This is a genomic window from Micromonospora sp. NPDC050276 (assembly GCF_044459545.1).
Taxonomy (GTDB): domain Bacteria; phylum Actinomycetota; class Actinomycetes; order Mycobacteriales; family Micromonosporaceae; genus Micromonospora.
Genome location: NZ_JBITJA010000002.1, coordinates 136,121 through 154,917, shown reverse-complemented (window position 1 = coordinate 154,917; position 18,797 = coordinate 136,121). Strand labels below are relative to the sequence as shown.

Here is an 18,797-nt window from a genome sequence, read left to right as displayed (position 1 = left end):
TCGTCGATGGGCCGGCGCCGTCCATCTCGGAGCCATCGATCGATGTCGTGCTGACGACCGGGGTCGGCGCTCCGCCGCTCACTGGGCAGCATCGGGCGGTAACGGACGGGCGTGATATTGGAAACACTCTTGACAGAAAGGCATGATATCGACATGCTTCGCTTTAGAGAGCGCTCTCTACCCTGGTAACCCGCCTCCACCACCCCCACGCTGAGGAGCCTCCCGTGTTCACAGCCCGGCCCAGCCTCCGCTCCCGCCCCCTCGTACTCCTGGCGGTCGCCCTCATGGCGACCGCGGCGGCGCTCGTCCTCCCGGTGCACCCCGACCGGGCCGAGGCCGCCATCGGCCCGATCAGCTGGCAGGACGAGTTCAACTCCCCGGCCGGCACGCCCGTCGACCAGAACAAATGGCGATTCGACATCGGCGGCGGCGGCTGGGGGAACAACGAGCGGCAGTACTACACGAACAGCACCAGCAACGCCGTTCACGACGGCCAGGGCAACCTGGTGATCACCGCCCGTCGGGACAACCCGGCCAACTACCAGTGCCACTACGGGCGCTGTGAGTACACGTCGGCGCGGCTGCTGACGGCGGCCACCTTCACCCAGACGTACGGGCGCTTCGAGGCACGCATCAAGATCCCGCGTGGTCAGGGCATCTGGCCGGCCTTCTGGATGCTCGGCACCGGCGGCGGGTGGCCCGACGCGGGCGAGATCGACATCATGGAGAACATCGGCCGGGAGCCCAACACCGTCTACGGCACCGTGCACGGGCCCGGCTACTCCGGGGGCGGCGGTATCACCGGCAGCCGCACCCTCGGGTCGCCGCTCGCCGACGGCTTCCACACCTACCGGGTGGACTGGGAACCGAACGTGATCACCTGGTACCTCGACGGGGTGCAGTACCACCGGGTGGATCCCGCCCGCCTCGGCGGCAACCGCTGGGTGTTCGACCACCCCTTCTTCATGATCCTCAACGTGGCGGTCGGCGGTAACTGGCCCGGTTACCCGGACGGCTCGACGCAGTTCCCGCAGCAGATGCTCGTCGACTACGTACGGGTGTCCGGTTACACCTCGGGCGGGGGCGACCCGGCTCCCGGCACCAGTCGGATCAGGGGAGCGCAGAGCGGTCGCTGCATCGACATCCCCGGTGCCAACCCGGTCGAGGGCGCGAAGCTCCAGATCTGGGACTGCAACACCACCGCGGCCCAGAGCTGGACCTTCGCCTCCGACGGGACCATCCGCGCGATGGGCAAGTGCATGGACCCGGCCTGGGCCGGCACCGCCAACGGCACCGAGGTCAACCTGGTCAGCTGCAACGGCAACACCGCACAGCGCTTCACCCTCAACGCCGCCGGCGACCTGGTCAACGTCAACGCCAACAAGTGCGTGGACGTACGGGAAGCCAACCCCAACAACGGCGGCAAGCTGCACCTGTGGGACTGCATCGGCGCCGCCAACCAGAAGTGGTCTCGCATCTGACGACGCGGACACGAGTGAGTGGGCCGTCCGAGAACACCTCGGGCGGTCCACCGCCATGCGCACCCCGCTCACCCGGTTGAACCGAATCGGCGCGATGAGCGGAGAGCCAGGCTCCCGCCCACTATGGTCGGATTGGTCCCAAATACGGCAGTTCCGGGAGTGAGCTCATGTCGCACCACCTCGACACCCCCCTCGCCGCCCAGGGCGGCCAGCTGTACATCGACGACCTGTACGTGTTCAACGGGGACCGCGCCACGGTGTTCGTCATGAACGTCAACAGCTCGGTGACCAAGGCGGACATCAAGCGCGGCTTCCACGCCGAGGCCCGCTACGAGATCAAGATCCACATCAACGGCGCGGAGGTGGAGGACCTGGCCTACCGATTCGCCTTCGGCGAGCCGGACGGCGACGCTCGGCAGGCCCTCCAGCTGTACGAGCTCACCGGAGCGGACGCCCGCGACGACGCCGCGATGGGCACCCCCATCGCCGAGGGGCGAACCGGCGAGGTGACCACCGGCAGCAACGTCCGGATCTGGGCCGGGCGGATCACCGACCCCTTCTTCATCGACCTCGACGAACTCGCCACCATCAACGGCGCGGTCAAGAACGGATCGAAGGTGGACCGCTCAGCGTGGCGGGTCGACCAGGCGAAGAACAGCTTCGCCGGCACGACCGTCGAGTCGATCGTCCTTGAGGTCTCCCACGACGAGCCACTGCTGCGCGACGGCACCGAGATCGGCGTGTGGTGTCGCACCATGCTGGCCACCGACGCGGGCGGCTGGCGCCAGATCAACCGCGCTGGCCACCCCATGATGTGGCCGATCTTCTGGCCACACGACACCGACTTCTCGAACCCGGCCAACTTCCGGCACCCCGGCAGTGACCTCACCGAGGGCGGCGAGGAGATCGCGAGCGCGGTAGCCGGGGTCGTCAAGGCGAACGGCACCGCGCCGGACCCGCAGGCGTACGGCTGGAACGTCGCCCGGCAGCTCTACCCCGACCTGCTGTCGTACAAGGTCGGCACGGCCGCGAACTTCGGTTTTGCGGTCCGCAATGGCCGCACCATGGCGGACAACGCACCCGAGGTGATGTTCTCCCTGATTCTCAACACCGGCACGACGTCCGGCCTCACCTCGGACGTCACGAAGGCCGCCCGCGCCGCCACGTTCCCGTACGTGGTGCCGGCCTGAATCTGCCCAAAGGGCTTGGTGGCCAGAGCGCCGCCGAGCCCAAAACGCCCATATTTCCCCGGACGTGGCAGCTCAGACACCCGTACGCATGAGGAATGACCTCCTCAGCCAGGCCGAGGAGGCCAGTCCAGAAAACGAAAGCTGTCAGCCCTCGATGTCGCGGGGGTCACGACTGCGGGGGTAGGTGTTCTTCTCCCCGATCGTGCCGTCCTGCTTCTTGATCACGTGCTCGACACCACGGTCGGCCGCCATCTCGCGACCCTGGGCCTGCGCGTCGGCCTTCACGTCATGCGTGCTGGTGGCCCGCTCGTGACCCTCCGGCTTGTTCTTCCACTGCCCGTCCTCGTGGTACGTGTCGACGTCACCCTTGGCCATGGCCGACCCCTCCCTGCGTCTGAACTGTCCCCCGAATCAGTGCCCCACGACGCGCCGGGCAAACCGCAGTCCTCAGGAGACGGCCGGGCAGTTGTTGCTCGTCCGCCGGAGGATCTGTTCGCGTTCGTCGGTGGTGATGCCCGACGGCGTGCCGTCGAAGTGGGTCTCGACCTTCTCCCAGCCGCGTCGCTGTTCGTAGTGCAGGTGTGGTGCGCCGGAGTTGCCGGTGCTGCCGAGCCGCCCGATCTGGTCACCCTGGGCGACCTTCTGCCCGACCGTGACCAGTGGCGGTTCGAGCAGGTGCAGGTACTGCGTCTCCCACTTGCCGCCGTGGTCGATCTTGACCCAGTAGCCGCCGCCGCGCCCTCGTGGGCCGTCCGGGTTCTCCGGGGTGCGCCCACCCAGCGACCCGTTGATGCCCGCCACCGTGACCGTGCCGGCGTACGACGCGAGCACCGGCCGCCCCCACGCCTCGCCCTCGGTGGGGAAGAAGTCGACGTCGTAGTCGTCGTGGCCGGGGTAGGTGCTGAGCTGCCACGTCTCGCCGCAGGTCACCGGCATCTGGAAGAGCGGGCGCGGCCCGGCCGGTCGCAGCATCGGCACGACGACGACCGCGACGCCCAGGACGACCGCCACCGCGACGAGCGCGAGGAGCATGCGGAGGGTGCGGCTTCGCGGGCGGCGGTGGGAACGGGCTCGGGTGGGGCGGCCAGTCGTCACCGGCCCGAGCATGGCAGATCCCGACAACATCCCGACTCCGGGCCACACACCGCCGAGGAGACATTGCAGTCGCATCGCGAACGAGCTACGGTTTGATGCAATGCAGTTGTATTGCAAAGAGAGTGGGCTGCCATGCACGTGATCGCGTTGTCCGAGGTGACCGCCGCCATGACCGACCTGGTCGGCGGGAAGGCGGCCGGGCTGGGCGAGCTGATCCGGCGCGGCGAGCAGGTGCCCGACGGCTTCTGTGTCACCACCGAGGCGCACCGGCTCGGCGTCATCCCCACGGCCGAGGTCGTCGACGCGTACGAGCGGCTCGGGGCGGGCCCGGTGGCGGTGCGCTCCAGCGCCACCGCCGAGGACCTGCCGGACGCCAGCTTCGCCGGGCAGCAGGACACCGTCCTCAACGTCACGGGCAACACCGAGCTGATCGCCGCCATCGAGAAGTGCTGGGATTCGCTGCACAGCGACCGCGCGACCGCCTACCGCGACGCCCGCGAGATCGATCATCGGACGGTGCGGATGGCCGTCGTCGTGCAGCGCATGGTCACCCCCGTGGTGGCCGGCGTGCTGTTCACCGCGAACCCGCTCACCGGGCGCCGCGACGAGATGGCCGTCGACGCCGCTGCGGGCCTCGGCACGACCGTGGTGGACGGCGCCGCCACCGTCGACCACTACGTCCTCGACGAGGTCACGCGCGACGACGCCGGATGCCTGACGTCCGCGCAGCTGGACCGCCTACGCGCCACCGGCGAGCGGTTGCAGACCCACTTCGGCCGCCCACAGGACGTCGAGTGGGCCATCGACGCGGACGACGTCCTGTGGCTGCTCCAGTCCCGGCCGATCACCAGCCTGTTCCCCCTCCCGCCGCCCACCGACAAGCCCCTCCCCCGCGTCTACCTGGAGTTCGGGCACGTGCAGGGCATGCTGCAACCGGTCACCCCGATGGGCATGTCGACCCTGCGGAGGCAGATCGCCGCGATGCTCGCCGCGCTCGGCGTGCGGGTCGAGATCGTCGACATCGGTGGCCGCCTCTACGGTGACCTGACCGACCTGGCACGGGACAGGTCGTCCCGCAAACGACTGGTAAAGCTCCTCGCCGTCGACTTCGGGCCGCGCGCCCAGGCGGTGATGCAACACGTGCTGGCGGACCCCCGGTTCGCCCCGAGCAGCGGCGGCACCCGGCGCGACGGGGGGCCGGGGGCCGCGTCGCTGCGGACGGCCGGCCGCGCGGTGGTGGGGATCCTGCGGGCGCTGGCCCGTCCCGAGGCCGCACGGATCCGGATGTTCGAGGCGATCGAGCAGCTCAGAGTACGGTCAGCCGCCCCCGCCGACCTGCGCACCACCGCCGACCGGCTGCGCTTCGTGCAGAAGGTGGAGGACGCCGACGACAGTGCCGACGCGATCATGTGGCCGATCGTCGCCGGGATGCTCGCCGCCGCGCTGCCGACCGCCCTGCTCAAGGGCGTCGCCGGCCCGGACGAGATCCACGCCGTGCTGGGCGGCATGCCGCACAACGTCACCATCGAGATGGACCTTGCCCTGTGGCGACTCGCCCAGGGCGCGGGCGATCACCGCCAGCTTCTCCTCGACACCCCGCCAGCCGAGTTGGCCGCGCGCTACCTGCGAGGGACGCTGCCCGACATCGGCATGGCGGCCTTCCTGGACGCCTACGGTCACCGGGGCGCCGCCGAAGTCGACCTCGGGGTGCCCCGCTGGGCGGAGGACCCCACACCGGTCTTCGCCGCGGTCGCCAACTACCTGCGGGTCACCGATCCCGGGCAGGGCCCCGACCAACGCTTCCAACGGGCCGCCGCGGCAGCGGAGCACGCGCTGCGGGAGCTGACCACGCGGGCCCGACGTCGGCGGCCGGTGCGGGGGACGCTCGCCGGTTTCCTGCTGCGCCGGGCGCGGTCGTTGGCCGGCCTACGCGAGGCCGGCAAGTTCGCCGGGCTGTACCCGCTGCGCGAGGCCCGCCGCCAACTGCTGCTCATCGGCGCCGACCTGCACGGCTCCGGGTTGCTGGACCAGCCCGACGACATCATGTTCCTGACCCTCGACGAGGTGCACACCGTCGTACACCAGGGTGTCGACCTGCGCGGCACAGTCACCGCCCGACGGGCGGTGCACCGCCGGGAGCTGCGGCGTCGGACGGCGCCGGTGGCGCTGCTCTCCGACGGCACCGATGTCGAGACCATCCTGCCGGCGGTGCCGGCCAGCGACGGGACCCTGGCCGGCGTGGGCGCGTCGGCGGGCCGGGTGACCGGCCCTGCCCGGGTCGTGCACGACCCGGGCACCGCACACGTCGAGCCCGGCGACGTCCTGGTCGCCGCGACCACGGACCCCGGCTGGACCCCGCTGTTCCTCACCGCGGCGGCGCTGGTCACCGAGACCGGCGCGATCATGGCGCACGGCCCGACGGTCGCCCGGGAGTACGGCATCCCCGCCGTCATCTGCGTGCCGGACGCCACCCGGACCATCTCCACCGGGCAGCTCGTCACCGTGGACGGCAACGCCGGAACCATCACCGTCCACTGACCGTCGCCCCGAACGAAAAGACCGTCGGACCCCGAGCGAAAAGGACGACAATGACCGACACGAAGGCGCCGACCCGGGCGCGGGTGGGCCCGCTGCTGCGTCGGGCGGCCGAAGCCGAGGCCGCGATGTGGCGCAGCCTGTACCTGTGGGCCCGACGCCGTCCCCTGCCGCTGGGGCCCGGTGACGAGCCGTTCGGCTACCTCGGCGTGGTCAAGCCGATCCTCGGCATCTTCATCGGCCTGTCCGTCGTGGAGATCCCGATCTTCGACATCGTGGTCACCCACGTGGTGCCGTGGCGGCCCGCCCGCTGGATCGTACTGGGCCTCGGCATCTGGGGTGTGCTCTGGATGATCGGCCTGTTCGCCAGCATGACCATCCACCCCCACGTCGTCGGCGACCGGGGGCTGCGCGTGCGGCTCAGCTCCGGCATCGACCTCTGGATCCCGTGGACGGACGTCGAGGCCCTGCGCAAGCGTTACCGCTCGCTCCCGTCGAGCCGGTCCGTGCAGGTCGAGCAGGAGGGCGAGCGTCGGGTGGTGTCCATCGCGGTCGGCAGCCAGACGAGCATCGACGTCCTGCTCCGCCGGCCGCTGATCTTCGATCTGTCGAAGACCGGGTCCACCCCGATGAACGAGCTGCGACTGTACGCCGACGACCCGGACGGCCTGCTGCGCAGCGCGCGGGGCACCTCCGCGAACGACACCGTCAGCCGGTAACCTCCGCCGCCGCGGAGGTGTCCGGGTCACCCACTGTGAAACGATCGAGGCCATGCCCAAGAAGGTCGATCACCAGGAGCGACGCACCCTCATCGCGGACGCGCTGATGCGGGTCGCCGCGGACCAGGGCCTGGAGGCGGTCAGCCTCCGACACGTGGCGACCGAGGCCGGCGTGTCCGCCGGCATGGTCCAGCACTACTTCCGGACCAAGGACGAGATGATGGCGTTCGCGTTGAGCGTGGTGCGGGAGCGCAGCCAGATCCGGATCACCGAGGCGGTGGCCCGGCTGGGCGAGAACCCGTCGCCTCGGCTGCTGCTGCGGACGATGCTCGCCGCGCTGCTGCCGCTCGACGAACGCACCCGCGACGACGGGCGGGTGGCGCTCGCGTTCCTCGCCTACACGGCGGTACGACCGTCGACCGCACCCCGCCTGCACGAGGACACCGCGCAGTTCACCGGCTTCATCGCCAGCCTCCTGCCCGACCGTCACGGTGCCGCCGCCGCGGCCGGCCTGCTGGCGCTGATGGAAGGGCTCGGGCTCTACCTGCTGGGCGGGCAGTACACCGCCGACCAGGCGCTGGGCGCGCTGGACGCCCACCTCGACCTGCTCTTCGGCTGATCTCGTCGGAGCTGGGCGTTGGCCCGCAGAAGCGGTGCGAAACAGACCAGGATGAGCGGATGAGTCGCGTCCACCGGTCCCGGCCGGTGCTGGTCGAGGAGGCGCACCATGCCACCACCTTCGAGATCTTCTTCGACCTGGTGCTGGTCTTCGCGCTCACGCGGCTCATCGGCTTCATGGCGGAGACGCTGGGGCCGCTCACCCTCTACCAGGGCCTGCTGCTCCTGCTCTGGTTCTGGTACGCGTGGAGCTGCTACGCGTGGCTGGGCAATCAGGTCCGCGCCGACAGCGGCCCCGTACTGGCCGGAATGCTCGCGGCGATGGCCGCGATCTTCGTGGCCGCGCTGGTGATCCCGGAGGCCTGGCAGCACCACGACGGCGCGCTGAGCCCGCCACTCACCCTGGCCGTCGCCTACATCGTGGTCCGAGGGCTGCACCTCGGCCTGATGACCTACGCCTCGTCCGGCAACCCGCAGTACCGCCGGCAGACCCTGCGCTTCGCCGTGTCCACCACGACCGCCTGGGTCCCGCTGCTGGTGGGAGCCATCCTCGGCGGGACCGCGCAGACCGTGCTGTGGACCGTGGCGTTCCTCGTCGACTACGGCGGCGGCCGGCTCGTCACCGCGACGAGCTTCGGGGAGGTTCGCAGCGGGGCCCACTTCGCCGAACGCCACGGTCTGGTGCTGATCATCGTGCTCGGTGAATCCCTGTTGTCGGCCGGGGCCGGTGCGGGCCTGGCCATGATCGCCTGGCCGGTGCTGCTGGCCGCGGTCTTCGGCTTCGCGGCGACCGTGTGCCTGTGGTGGCTCTACTTCGTGGGCGTCGCGCCGGCCGCCGCGAAGGTGCTGACCGAGGCCTCGCCGGGCTCCCGGCGTCGCCAGCAGTTGGCGTCGGACGCGTACACCCTGGCACACCTGCCGCTGGTCGCCGGGGTGGTCTACTTCGCGCTGGGCCTCCACCTGATCCTCGCGAGCCTGGCCGATCAGCCGGGCCACCCCAGCGGGGAGCCGATGGGGTGGCCGGCAACGACCGTGCTCTACGGCGGGGCTGCGCTCCATCTCGTCGGCCGTCTGCTGTTCCTCCGGTTGACCGTCCGCGACGCGCCCGGTCAGCTCGCCGCGATCGGCCTCGTCCTCGCGTTGATGCCGGTGGCCCGGATCCTGCCCCCGCTGGCCGCCCTCGGCCTGCTGGTGACCTTCCTCGCCGCCCTGGTGCTGTACGAGCGACTGAGCCGGGCCGACCGGGCCCGACGGCTCAGTGGGCCGTGACGCCCGCCCTCGCCTTCAACCGGCGCAGCTCGTCGGCGGACATCAGCCAGGTGGAGTTCGTCGTGCCCAGACCGAGGAGCACCTGGTCGAAGGTGTTGCCGTCGTTGTCGTCGGTGTAGCACACGCTCACCTCGCCCCACGGCGACGCGGCCAGGGCGAAGTGCTCCTGACGACCCGTCGTGGTCTGGCTCAACGCCTGGGCCGCCAGCCGTCCGGTGAACGTGCCGTCCGGGTTGAGGCCACGGGCCCAGACGTCCGGGTTGGTGCCCGAGACCGTCCAACCCACCACCGTGTTGTCCTGGTCGTCGATGCCGACGCCCGGGGCGATGGCACCGGTGCCGCTGGAGATCTGGACCTCGTCGTGCCGGGCCGTGCCGGTCGCGGTGAACGATCGGGCCCAGACACCCCGGGTGCCGGTGTGGTCGGATTCCCACCCGACGGTGAAGTCACCGGCGAAGTTCGCCGCGACCGAGGCGCGCCGCTGCTGCCCACCGCTCTGCGCGTTGGCCGTCCGCCGCGACAGCACCACCGCACCGTTGGAGCGGGCCAGCCGGGTCAACCCGATGTTGTACGAGCCGTTCGCGTCGGCGTCCTCGTCCCAGACCACCAGCGCCTCGCCGGAAGCGGACACCGCCACGTCGGGGCGGTGATGCGTGCCCGTGGTCTGCGAGGCCGTCACCTCGTACGCCTTGGTGGTGGCCGCGGTGAAGGCGGCGGCCTTGACGGTGGCGGGAGCGGTCCCCTGCACGTCCTCCCAGACCACTGTGAAGCCGACGGCGGCGGCGTTGCTGGGCGCGCCGTCCGGGTCGACCGCGACCTTCGGCCAGATCTGCTGCCCGGCGTCGCTGGCGTTGGCCTGGCCCGAGCCGAGCACCGCGCCGGCCGGCGACACCACCCGGTACTGGATGTTGTAGACGCCGTTGCCGTCGCCGTCGGCGGCCCAGACCACCACGGCGTTGCCCCGGTCGTCGAGCCCCACGTCGGGGCTGATGTGCCGCCAGGCGGCTCCGCTGGTGCCCCCGGTGGAGAGCTTCAGCTCGTACGCGGAGGTGCCGTCGCGGAACAGCCGCAGGTAGATCTCGCTGTGGGTGTCGTCCTCCGGGGCGGTGCTGTCCCGGTCGTCCTCCCACACCACGGCGACGTGACCGTTGCGGTTCATGGCGATGGCGGGCAGGTCCTGGTCGCCGGTGGCGACGCTGTTCGCGGTGGTCCAGGTGACCGCCTCGGCGGTCATCGCGGTCGGAGCTGGCACCACGTTCGGCACCAGCAGGGAGGCGGTGAGCAGTGCGCTGATCGCGGTCATGGTGGCTCTCTCCCTTAGCCGGCCTGCAGGCCGGGCTGGCCGTCGAGGATGACGAACGAGCGCACGGTGGAGGCCGCCGCGCCGTGCTCGGTCACCGAGTTCACCGCGCGGAAGTCCGCGCGGACCTGGCTGCGGCTGATCGTGGTGCGGACGTAGCCGCGCCGGTCCGAGTAGAACTTCAGGTGCGGGTTGGCCGCCGCGTTCGGGACGGTGGTGCTGCCGCTGCCGTTGCCGGTCGAGCTGATCGAGGTGCAGACCAGTTCGGTGCCGATGGTGGCCGAGGAGGGGTTGGCGTAGTCGGCCTTGAGGTCGTTGGCCCACGACCGGTGCACGTCGCCGGTGAGCACCAACGGGTTGCGCACCCCGCGCTGCTGCCAGCCGGTCTGGATCCGGCTGCGGGAGGCCCGGTAGCCGTCCCAGGCGTCCATGCTCGCCGCCCCGTTCGCGTCCAACTGCTGGGCGAAGAAGACCTGCTGGCCGAGGATGTCCCAGGTGCCGTAGCGCTGGGCCAACCCGTCGAGCAGCCACGCCTCCTGGGTCGCGCCGGTCAGCGACCGGGAGGCCAGGTCCGCGTCGGCACAGACCTTCCAGCCGTCGCCGCACGCCTGGTCGTCACGAAACTGCCGGGTGTCGAGCATGTGGAAGGTGGCGAGCTGTCCCCACCGGACGCGCCGGTACAGCGGGATGCTGTTGCCGTTGGCGGCGGACGCCGGTCGCAGCGGCATGTTCTCGTAGTAGGCCCGGTACGCGGCGGTCCGTCGGGCGGTCCACTGTGCGGCGGTCAGCGTCGGACTGCTGTCGTTGCGGACCATGTTGGCGTAGTTGTTCTCCACCTCGTGGTCGTCCGGCACCACCAGCCAGGGCGCCGCCGCGTGGGCCGCCTGCAGGTCCGGGTCGGACTTGTAGAGCGCGTAACGGCGGCGGTAGTCGGCCAGCGACACGATCTCGGCGCCGACGTGCTGGCGCACCGTGGACGTGCCGACGCCGCCCTCGTAGATGTAGTCGCCGAGGTGCAGGATCAGCCCGGGGTTGTCCTCGGCCATCCGCCGGTACGCGGTGTAGTAGCCGGCCTCGTAGTGAGCGCAGGAGGCAAAGGCCATCACCAGGTCGCGGCCGAAGGAACTGGGGGCCGGCGCGGTCCGCGTCCGACCGACCGGCGAGATCTGGCCCTGGGCCCGGAACCGGTAGTAGTAGTCCGAGTCGGCCGCGAGCCCGCCCGCGATGGCGTGCACCGAGTGCGCGTCGGCGTAGCGGGCGACCACCGAGCCGGAGGCGACCAGCGAGGTGAACCGGTCGGTGGTGGACACCTGCCACTCCACGGTCACGTCCGCGTTGGCCATGCCGCCCTGCCCGTCGGCGTTGAGCGGGGATGGTGCCAGGCGGGTCCAGAGGACCACGCTGTCGGGCGCCGGATCACCGGACGCCACACCGAGTTTGAAGGGGTACGGCACCGCGGCGCGGGCACCCTGGCGGGGTGTCACCGCGACGCCGGCGGTCACGAGTCCACCGAGGACGAAGAAGCGACGGCTCAGCCTTGTCATGGTCAACAGCCTCGAGAACGTCGATGAACGGCGATGGGTTCGGGGCGGAATCCGACGTGACCGGATGCTGTCCGCGCCAAGGCGTTCAGGTGTCCTGGCCGCCCGGGGTCGGGGTCGGACCGTCAGGTGAGCGGGGACGGCGACTCGGCGCCGGGGATCACCAGGGTCGACGTGCCCGACCCGTCCGCCGCAACGGTCCAGACGTCCGGCTGGCCGTCGTCCCCGCGCAGCGTGTAGGCCAGCGTCCCGGTGTCCAGCCACGCGGCCTGGTCATCCACGCTACGGGTCTCGGCGGTCGCGGTGACCCGCATGGTGCCCAGGTCGAGGACCGACAGCCGCCAGCCCTTCGTCGGGTCGGCGTCGACCGCCTCCTTGAACGCGAGCCGGGTGCCGTCCGGCGACAGCGACGGGCACTCGACGTTCTCCTTCAGCGTCTCGACCGTACGGGCGGCGAGGTCCCCCCGGACGAGGTATCTCCTACCTCCGGTCGCCATGGTCGCGTAGAAGCGGTTGTCGTCGGCGGTGAAGGTGACGCCCCAGTAGTTGACGTCCGGGTTGCGGTAGGCACGACCGTCCCGGGTGATCGCGAAACCTTCGAGCGAGGCCACCGTGGCACCGGTGCGGGTGTCCAGGATCCCGGTGCGGGTGGAGAAGCCACTGGAGGTGTACGAGTCGCCACCGACGAACGTCGTCCAGGAAACCATCCGGCCGGAGGCGGAGACCCGGGCCCGGTTCGGCAGACCCGGCACGCTGACCGCCCGGGTCTGCCGCAGCGCGGCGTCGAGCACGACAACCTGATACGACCACGCGGTCTCCGGCTTCAGGCAGACCCCGGTGCCGGCCGCGGCGTACACCCGGAGGCATTCCAGACCGGCGACGGTGCGTGGTCCGGCGGGATCGGTCATGGCGACGGTGGAGACGTGCCGGTCGGTGATCGCCAGCAGGCGCGGCCCGGGCGTCAGGGTGACCGCCTGCCCGCCGCCGGCGGGTGGCGGCGTCCGGGGCGCTTGCGCGGCCGTGGCGGCGTAGCCGGCCGCCACGGCGCCCAACAGCACGGCCGAGGCGACCACCACGGCGAGCTTCGCTCGGATCGACATCGCGGTCATCGGGGCACCTTCCGGGTGGTGAGTCGGGCCGGGGCGGCCAGCAGCAGCAGCAGCGTGCCGGCCAGGACGGCGGCGACGGCGACGGCCGCCGCGCGGATCGCGTTCTCCGGCCCCCACGCCTGCCAGGCCAGACCGAACAGCACCGAGGAGACGAGGTACGCCAGGGCCTGCCCGGTCTGCACCAACGCGATTCCGGTGGTCCGCAGTCGCGCCGGCAGCACCGGGCCGGCGAGCGCGATGAGCACGCCGTCGGTGGCCGCGTAGAAGGCGCCGTACAGCGTCAGCGTCACGGCGATCAGCGGCCATCCGTCGACCGGGCCGGCCAGCAGCAGGTACGTCGCCCCGAGCGCGGTGTAGCCGCCGATCACGACGGGCAGCCGGCCGATCCGGTCGGCGAGTACGCCGAGCGGGGCGGCGAGCACCAGGTAGGCAAGGCTGGTCCCCACCGCGAGCAGCGGGAACCAGCGCAGCCCGAGGTCCGTCCGGTGTTGCAGCAGCAGGTAGACGAAGCCGTCGCCGATGGTGGCCAGGCCGAGCAGTGCGGCGGCCAGCACCAGCCGACGGGCGGGTCCGCTGCGGAGCAGACCGAACGCCTCGACGACGGAGACCTTCGGGTCGTTCGGGCCGTTCGCCGCCTCGCCGACCGCTGCCTCGCCGACCGCTGCCTCGCCGTTGGGCCGTTCCCGGACGAAGAGCACGAGCACCACGACGGCGAGGGCGGCGATGCAGAAGCTGGTGACGAAGACCGCGTCGTACGACTGCCCGACGACCAGCAGGACCGCGAACGCGGCGAGCGGCCCGAGGAACGCGCCGGCGCTGTCCATCGCCCGGTGCACCCCGAACGCCCGGCCCAGTGCATCGGGCGGGGTGGAGAGGGTGATCAGCGCGTCGCGCGGCGCGCTCCGCACACCCTTGCCGAGCCGGTCGACGGCGATGACCGCGCCGATCGCCGGTATCGACCGGCCGGCCAGCAGCAGGCCGAGCTTCGCGACCGCCGAGAGCGCGTACCCGACGCCGGCGATCAGCTTGCGCCGTCGGAACCGGTCGGCGGCGAAACCACCGACGACCCGCAGCAGCGCGGTGGCGCCGGTGTGGACGCCGTCGAGCACGCCGAAGGCCAGCGGGCTGAGGTGCAGGCCCAGCACCAGATAGAGCGGCAGGACCGCGGTCACCATCTCCGCCGACACGTCGGTGATCAGACTGACTGTGCCGAGCGCGACGACGTTGCCGCTGACCAACGCGAACCGCCGGCGTCGGGGCCCCGACTCGGGTGGGTCGGCGACCGGTCGGGAGACGGTCGACAGGTACACGAGCATCTCCTCGGATCGACGGCGGGCGGGCAGCCATCGTCCGTACTCAGTGCAGCGGGCACAACGGATCGCCCATGGCATCCGGGCGAGGTACGGGTGAACGGGTCCCCAACACCGATGTGTTCGCCTGCCGGGACGCACTGTTCATCCGCCCGTCGCCCCCCGGCTCATCGACCTTCCTACATTCCTTGCGCTCTTCCAACGAGGTAAGGAGTCCTGGATGGACATTCGATTCCCCCGTCCGTCGGTGACGTTGGGGGTGGTCACGGTGATCGTCGCCGCGACCGCCGCCGTCGTCGTGACCGGCGCTGGCGCGGCGTCGGCGGCGAGCGTGACGTTCACGCCGGTCGCCGACACCTACGTCCAGAGCGACGCGGCCTCCACCAACTACGGCACGTCCACTCAGGTCGTGGTCGACAACTCGCCCGTGCGGCGCTCGTTCCTGCGCTTCACCGTGAGCGGTGTCAGCGGCACGGTGACCAGCGCCAAGCTGCGGCTGCGCACGATCAGCGGCAACGACGGCAGCGACGCTGGCGGCACGTTCCGGCGGATGTCCAACACGACGTGGTCGGAGACCGGCACCACCTGGAACAACCAGCCGGCCATCGACGGTGCCACGCTGGGCTCGATCGGCGCGGTCAGCGGCAACGCCTGGTACGAGCTGGACGTCACGGCCGCGGTCACCGGCAACGGCACGTACAGCTTCGGCGCGACCTCGACCAGCGGTGACGGCGCCTACTACGACACCCGCGAGAGTGGCGCCGACGCCCCGCAACTGGTGGTCACCACCGGGACCACCACGCCACCCCCGTCCGGGGACCCGGTCCTCGTCGGGGCCGGCGACATCGCCGACTCGGGCTCCGGCGACAGCGCCACCGCGGCGTTGCTCGACAACACCCCGGGGACGGTCTTCACCACCGGCGACAACGTCTACGACAGTGGCACCGCGTCGCAGTTCAACAGCTACTACGAGCCCACCTGGGGTCGGCACAAGTCCCGTACCCGCCCGTCGCCGGGCAACCACGACTACAACACGTCGGGCGCGACCGGCTACTACAACTACTTCGGTACGTCCGCCGGCCCGAGCGGTCGCGGCTACTACTCGTTCGACCTCGGCAACTGGCACATCGTGTCGCTGAACTCGAACATCAGCATGTCGGCCGGCTCGACGCAGGAGCAGTGGCTGCGTGCCGACCTGGCCGCCAGCAGCAAGCCGTGCACGCTCGCGTACTGGCACCACCCGCTGTTCACGTCCAGCTCCAACCACGCGCCGTCGACGTCGACCCGTCCGCTGTACCAGGCGCTCTACGACTACAACGCCGATGTCGTGGTGTGGGGGCACAACCACGTGTACGAGCGGTTCGCGCCGATGAACCCGGCCGGTGGCGCCGACTCCAGCCGGGGCCTGCGCAGCTTCGTCGCCGGGATGGGCGGTGCCGGTCACTACAGCTTCGGCACCATCCAGCCCAACAGCGAGGCGCGGAACAGTTCGGCGTGGGGTCTGCTGAAGTTCACGCTGCACTCCAACAGCTACGACTGGCAGTTCCTGCCGGTCGCCGGCCAGTCCTACACCGACACCGGCACCGGCACCTGCCACTAACTCCCGCCCCCACCCCACCCCACCCCACCCCACCCCACCCCACCGATCTTGCACTTTCTGCCCCGACTTATGCCGCATAAGCTGCGGATCGTCGACACAAAGTGCAAGATCGCGGAGTTGGTCTCACGTAGATGGCCCCTGACCGCGGAGCGGTCAGGGGCCATCTACGTGCTGTCCAGGCGTCAGCGGGCCGTGCCGGCCCGGCGCTTGTTGTAGACGTCGAAGGCGACCGCGACGAGCAGGACGAGGCCCTTCACCACCGACTGGGTCGACTGGTCGATGCCCATCAGCTGCATGCCGTTGCTCATCACCGCCATGATCAGACCGCCGACCATCGCGCCCACCACGGTGCCCACGCCGCCGGTGACGGCCGCGCCGCCGATGAAGGCCGCGGCGATCGCGTCCAACTCGAACATGTTGCCGGCGGCCGGCTGGGCGCCGTTGGACCGCGACGAGTAGATGACGCCGGCCACCGCCGCCAGGAAGCCCATGTTGACGAACATCCAGAAGTTGACCGTGCGGACCTTCACCCCGGACAACGCCGCCGCCGACAGGTTGCCGCCGATCGCGTAGACCTGGCGACCGAAGACGGTACGCCGGGTGAGCAGGCCGTAGACCAGCACGAGGAAGGCCAGGATGATCAACACGATCGGCAGCCCACGGGCGTGCGCCAGCTGCCAGGCGAAGTACATGAGCACCGCGCCGACCAGCACGACCCGGGCGACGAACAGCGGGAACGACTCGACGGGCTGCTGGTAGCGGATGCGCGCCACCCGGGTGCGGAAACCGCTGACCGCGTACCCGGCCACGGCGATGGCACCGATCAGCAGCGTGAAGGCGTCATAGCCCTGCCCACCGAGCAGGCCGTTGAGGAAGCCCGCCGCGACCTGCTGGTACTCGGACGGGAACGGCGACAGCGAGATGTTGTCGAGCACCCGCAGGGTGAGACCCCGGAACAGCAGCATGCCGGCCAGGGTCACGATGAAGGCCGGAATGCCGGCGTACGCCACCCAGAACCCGTGCCAGGCGCCGACCGCGAGACCGACGACCAGCGCCGCCAGGATGCCGATCCACCAGGGATGCCCCTGCTGGATCACCAGGACGGCAGATACCGCTCCGGTCAGCGCGACCACCGAGCCGACCGACAGGTCGATGTGGCCGCCGATGATCAGGATGACCATGCCGATCGCGAGGACCAGGATGTAGGAGTACTGGAGGACGATGTTGGTGATGTTGCCCGGGCTCAGCAACACCCCGTCGGTGAGGACCGCGAAGAGCGCGACGATGACGACCAGGGCGACGTAGATCCCGCTCTGGCGCAGATTGTTCAACACCAGCGCCCGCAGGTCGTTCGTCCCGCTGTGCAGGGCCGCGGCGGGCGGGCTGTCCGGGGGCGTCGGGCGCTCCGTCGAAGGGGTCTTGATGCTGGTCATCCGACGAGCTCCTTGTCCTTGGTCATCAGCTCCATGAGGCTCTCCTGAGTCGCCTCGGCCACCGGCATCTCGCCGGTGATCCGGCCGGCGGCGAGGGTGTAGATGCGGTCGCACATTCCGAGCAGCTCCGGCAGCTCGGAGGAGATGACGATCACCGCCTTACCGGCGGCCACCAGCCGGTTGATGATCGTGTAAATCTCGTACTTGGCGCCGACGTCGATGCCGCGGGTGGGCTCGTCGAGGATCAGCACGTCCGGGTCGGTGAACAGCCACTTCGACAGCACGACCTTCTGCTGGTTGCCGCCGGAGAGCTTGCCGACCACCGCCATGACGCTGGGCGTGCGGATGTTCATCTCCTTGCGGCTGGTCTCGGCAACCTTGATCTCCTCGTTGCCGTTCACCCAGCCCAGGCGGGACAGCTTGTCCAACGCGGCGGCGGACACGTTGCGCCGTACGTCGTCGATGAGGTTGAGGCCGTAGTGCTTGCGGTCCTCGGTGACGTAGGCGATGCCGTTGTCGATCGCCTCGGCGACCGTGCGCGCCTGCACCTCCCGCCCGTGGACGAAGAGTCGGCCCCGGATGTCGCGCCCGTAGGACCGCCCGAACACGCTCATGGCCAGCTCGGTCCGCCCGGCGCCCATCAGACCGGCGATGCCGACGACCTCGCCGGCGCGGACGGACAGGCCAACGCCCTCGACGACCATCCGGTCCTGGACCGGGTGCCGCACCGTCCAGTCCTCGATGCGGAGGACCTCGTCACCGGGGGACGACTCGCGGTCGGGGTAGAAGCTGTCCAGGTCGCGCCCGACCATGCCCCGGATGATCCGCTGCTGGCTCACGTCGCCGGACTTCATGTCGAGGGTCTCCACCGCGCGCCCGTCGCGGATGACGGTGGTCGAGTCGGCGATGGCGGTGATCTCGTTGAGCTTGTGCGAGATCATGATGCAGGTGATGCCCTGCTCCTTGAGGGCCCGCAACAGGTCGAGTAGGTGCGCCGAGTCGATGTCGTTGAGCGCGGCGGTCGGCTCGTCCAGAATGAGCAGGCGCACCTTCTTCGACAGCGCCTTGGCGATCTCCACCAGCTGCTGCTTGCCGACGCCGAGCTGGATGACCGGGGTGACCGGGTTCTCGTGCAGGCCGACGGATGCCAGCAGCTTGCCGGCTTCGGCGTTGGCCAGGTTCCAGTCGATGAGGCCGCTGCGGCCGCGCCGCTCGTTGCCGAGGAAGATGTTCTCCGCGATCGACAGGTACGGCACCAGGGCGAGCTCCTGGTGGATGATGACGATGCCGTTGGCCTCGCTGTCGCGGATGCCACGGAACTGCATCGGCTTGCCGTCGAAGAGGATCTCGCCGTCGTAGGAGCCGGACGGGTAGACGCCGGACAGCACCTTCATCAGGGTTGACTTGCCGGCGCCGTTCTCACCACAGATGGCGTGGATCTCCCCGCGGCGCACTGCGAGGGTGACGTCCTCCAGCGCGGTCACGCCGGGGAAGGTCTTGGTGATGCGACGCATCTCGAGGATGGTGTCGTCCATGGTCACTGTCCTCCGTCAGGTCTGGACGTGGCACGCCCAGGCGTCGGGCCCGGCGGGTGTCC

15 protein-coding genes are annotated in these 18,797 nt (G+C 70.5%); 7 read left to right on the top strand and 8 right to left on the bottom strand.

All coding sequences use genetic code 11. From position 1 onward, the window contains the following. Positions 1-224 precede the first annotated feature (224 nt). Positions 225-1,481 carry a family 16 glycosylhydrolase gene (locus tag ACIBF8_RS03950; protein WP_396780853.1) on the top strand — a complete coding sequence of 419 codons (1,257 nt, stop codon included), beginning with the start codon at positions 225-227 and terminating at the stop codon, positions 1,479-1,481. A 167-nt stretch (positions 1,482-1,648) separates the two neighbouring features. Further along, entirely contained in the window at positions 1,649-2,671 is a 1,023-nt protein-coding gene (locus tag ACIBF8_RS03945) for a DUF4331 family protein (protein ID WP_396780852.1), read from the top strand. A 144-nt stretch (positions 2,672-2,815) separates the two neighbouring features. Here ACIBF8_RS03945 and ACIBF8_RS03940 read toward each other — a convergent pair whose 3' ends face one another. Both ACIBF8_RS03940 and ACIBF8_RS03935 read right to left on the bottom strand, forming a co-directional pair. Beyond that, positions 2,816-3,046, bottom strand: coding sequence for a DUF2188 domain-containing protein (locus ACIBF8_RS03940; RefSeq protein ID WP_354942245.1), 231 nt, complete (start codon positions 3,044-3,046; stop codon positions 2,816-2,818). Between the two features lie 72 nt (positions 3,047-3,118). Further along, positions 3,119-3,778, bottom strand: coding sequence for a M23 family metallopeptidase (locus ACIBF8_RS03935; protein ID WP_396780851.1), 660 nt, complete (start codon positions 3,776-3,778; stop codon positions 3,119-3,121). Between the two features lie 120 nt (positions 3,779-3,898). Between ACIBF8_RS03935 and ACIBF8_RS03930 the strand changes: the two genes are divergently transcribed. From ACIBF8_RS03930 to ACIBF8_RS03915, 4 genes are read left to right on the top strand one after another with little or no spacing between them, the layout of a single operon-like run. Beyond that, positions 3,899-6,304, top strand: coding sequence for a PEP/pyruvate-binding domain-containing protein (locus tag ACIBF8_RS03930; RefSeq protein WP_396780849.1), 2,406 nt, complete (start codon positions 3,899-3,901; stop codon positions 6,302-6,304). Positions 6,305-6,354: 50 nt separating this feature from the next. Next, positions 6,355-7,020 (top strand): hypothetical protein, encoded by a 666-nt coding sequence (locus ACIBF8_RS03925; RefSeq protein WP_396780847.1) that lies wholly within the window; start codon positions 6,355-6,357, stop codon positions 7,018-7,020. 52 nt (positions 7,021-7,072) lie between these two features. Beyond that, positions 7,073-7,639, top strand: coding sequence for a TetR/AcrR family transcriptional regulator (locus tag ACIBF8_RS03920; RefSeq protein ID WP_396780846.1), 567 nt, complete (start codon positions 7,073-7,075; stop codon positions 7,637-7,639). A gap of 59 nt (positions 7,640-7,698) precedes the next feature. Next, positions 7,699-8,907 (top strand): low temperature requirement protein A, encoded by a 1,209-nt coding sequence (locus tag ACIBF8_RS03915; protein WP_396780844.1) that lies wholly within the window; start codon positions 7,699-7,701, stop codon positions 8,905-8,907. Here ACIBF8_RS03915 and ACIBF8_RS03910 read toward each other — a convergent pair. From ACIBF8_RS03910 to ACIBF8_RS03895, 4 genes are all read right to left on the bottom strand, one after another. Further along, entirely contained in the window at positions 8,894-10,210 is a 1,317-nt protein-coding gene (locus ACIBF8_RS03910; RefSeq protein ID WP_396780843.1) for a hypothetical protein, read from the bottom strand. The genes ACIBF8_RS03915 and ACIBF8_RS03910 overlap by 14 nt on opposite strands. A 14-nt stretch (positions 10,211-10,224) precedes the next feature. Next, positions 10,225-11,751, bottom strand: a complete 1,527-nt coding sequence (locus tag ACIBF8_RS03905; protein ID WP_396780842.1) for an alkaline phosphatase D family protein — start codon at positions 11,749-11,751, stop codon at positions 10,225-10,227. Positions 11,752-11,873: 122 nt separating this feature from the next. Beyond that, on the bottom strand, positions 11,874-12,857 hold the full coding sequence (locus tag ACIBF8_RS03900; RefSeq protein ID WP_396780841.1) for a hypothetical protein: 984 nt from the start codon (positions 12,855-12,857) through the stop codon (positions 11,874-11,876). After that, positions 12,854-14,167, bottom strand: a complete 1,314-nt coding sequence (locus tag ACIBF8_RS03895; protein WP_396780840.1) for an MFS transporter — start codon at positions 14,165-14,167, stop codon at positions 12,854-12,856. Before ACIBF8_RS03895 ends, ACIBF8_RS03900 begins: the two co-directional genes overlap by 4 nt. Positions 14,168-14,387: 220 nt before the next feature. On the opposite strand from ACIBF8_RS03895, the gene ACIBF8_RS03890 reads away from it, so the two are divergent. After that, positions 14,388-15,767, top strand: coding sequence for a DNRLRE domain-containing protein (locus tag ACIBF8_RS03890; RefSeq protein WP_396780838.1), 1,380 nt, complete (start codon positions 14,388-14,390; stop codon positions 15,765-15,767). A gap of 182 nt (positions 15,768-15,949) precedes the next feature. Here ACIBF8_RS03890 and mmsB read toward each other — a convergent pair whose 3' ends face one another. Both mmsB and mmsA read right to left on the bottom strand, forming a co-directional pair. Then, complete coding sequence (mmsB, locus tag ACIBF8_RS03885; RefSeq protein WP_396780836.1) at positions 15,950-17,200, bottom strand: multiple monosaccharide ABC transporter permease; 1,251 nt, start codon at positions 17,198-17,200, stop codon at positions 15,950-15,952. Beyond that, on the bottom strand, positions 17,197-18,735 hold the full coding sequence (gene mmsA / locus ACIBF8_RS03880) for a multiple monosaccharide ABC transporter ATP-binding protein (RefSeq protein WP_396780834.1): 1,539 nt from the start codon (positions 18,733-18,735) through the stop codon (positions 17,197-17,199). Before mmsA ends, mmsB begins: the two co-directional genes overlap by 4 nt. Positions 18,736-18,797 lie beyond the last annotated feature (62 nt).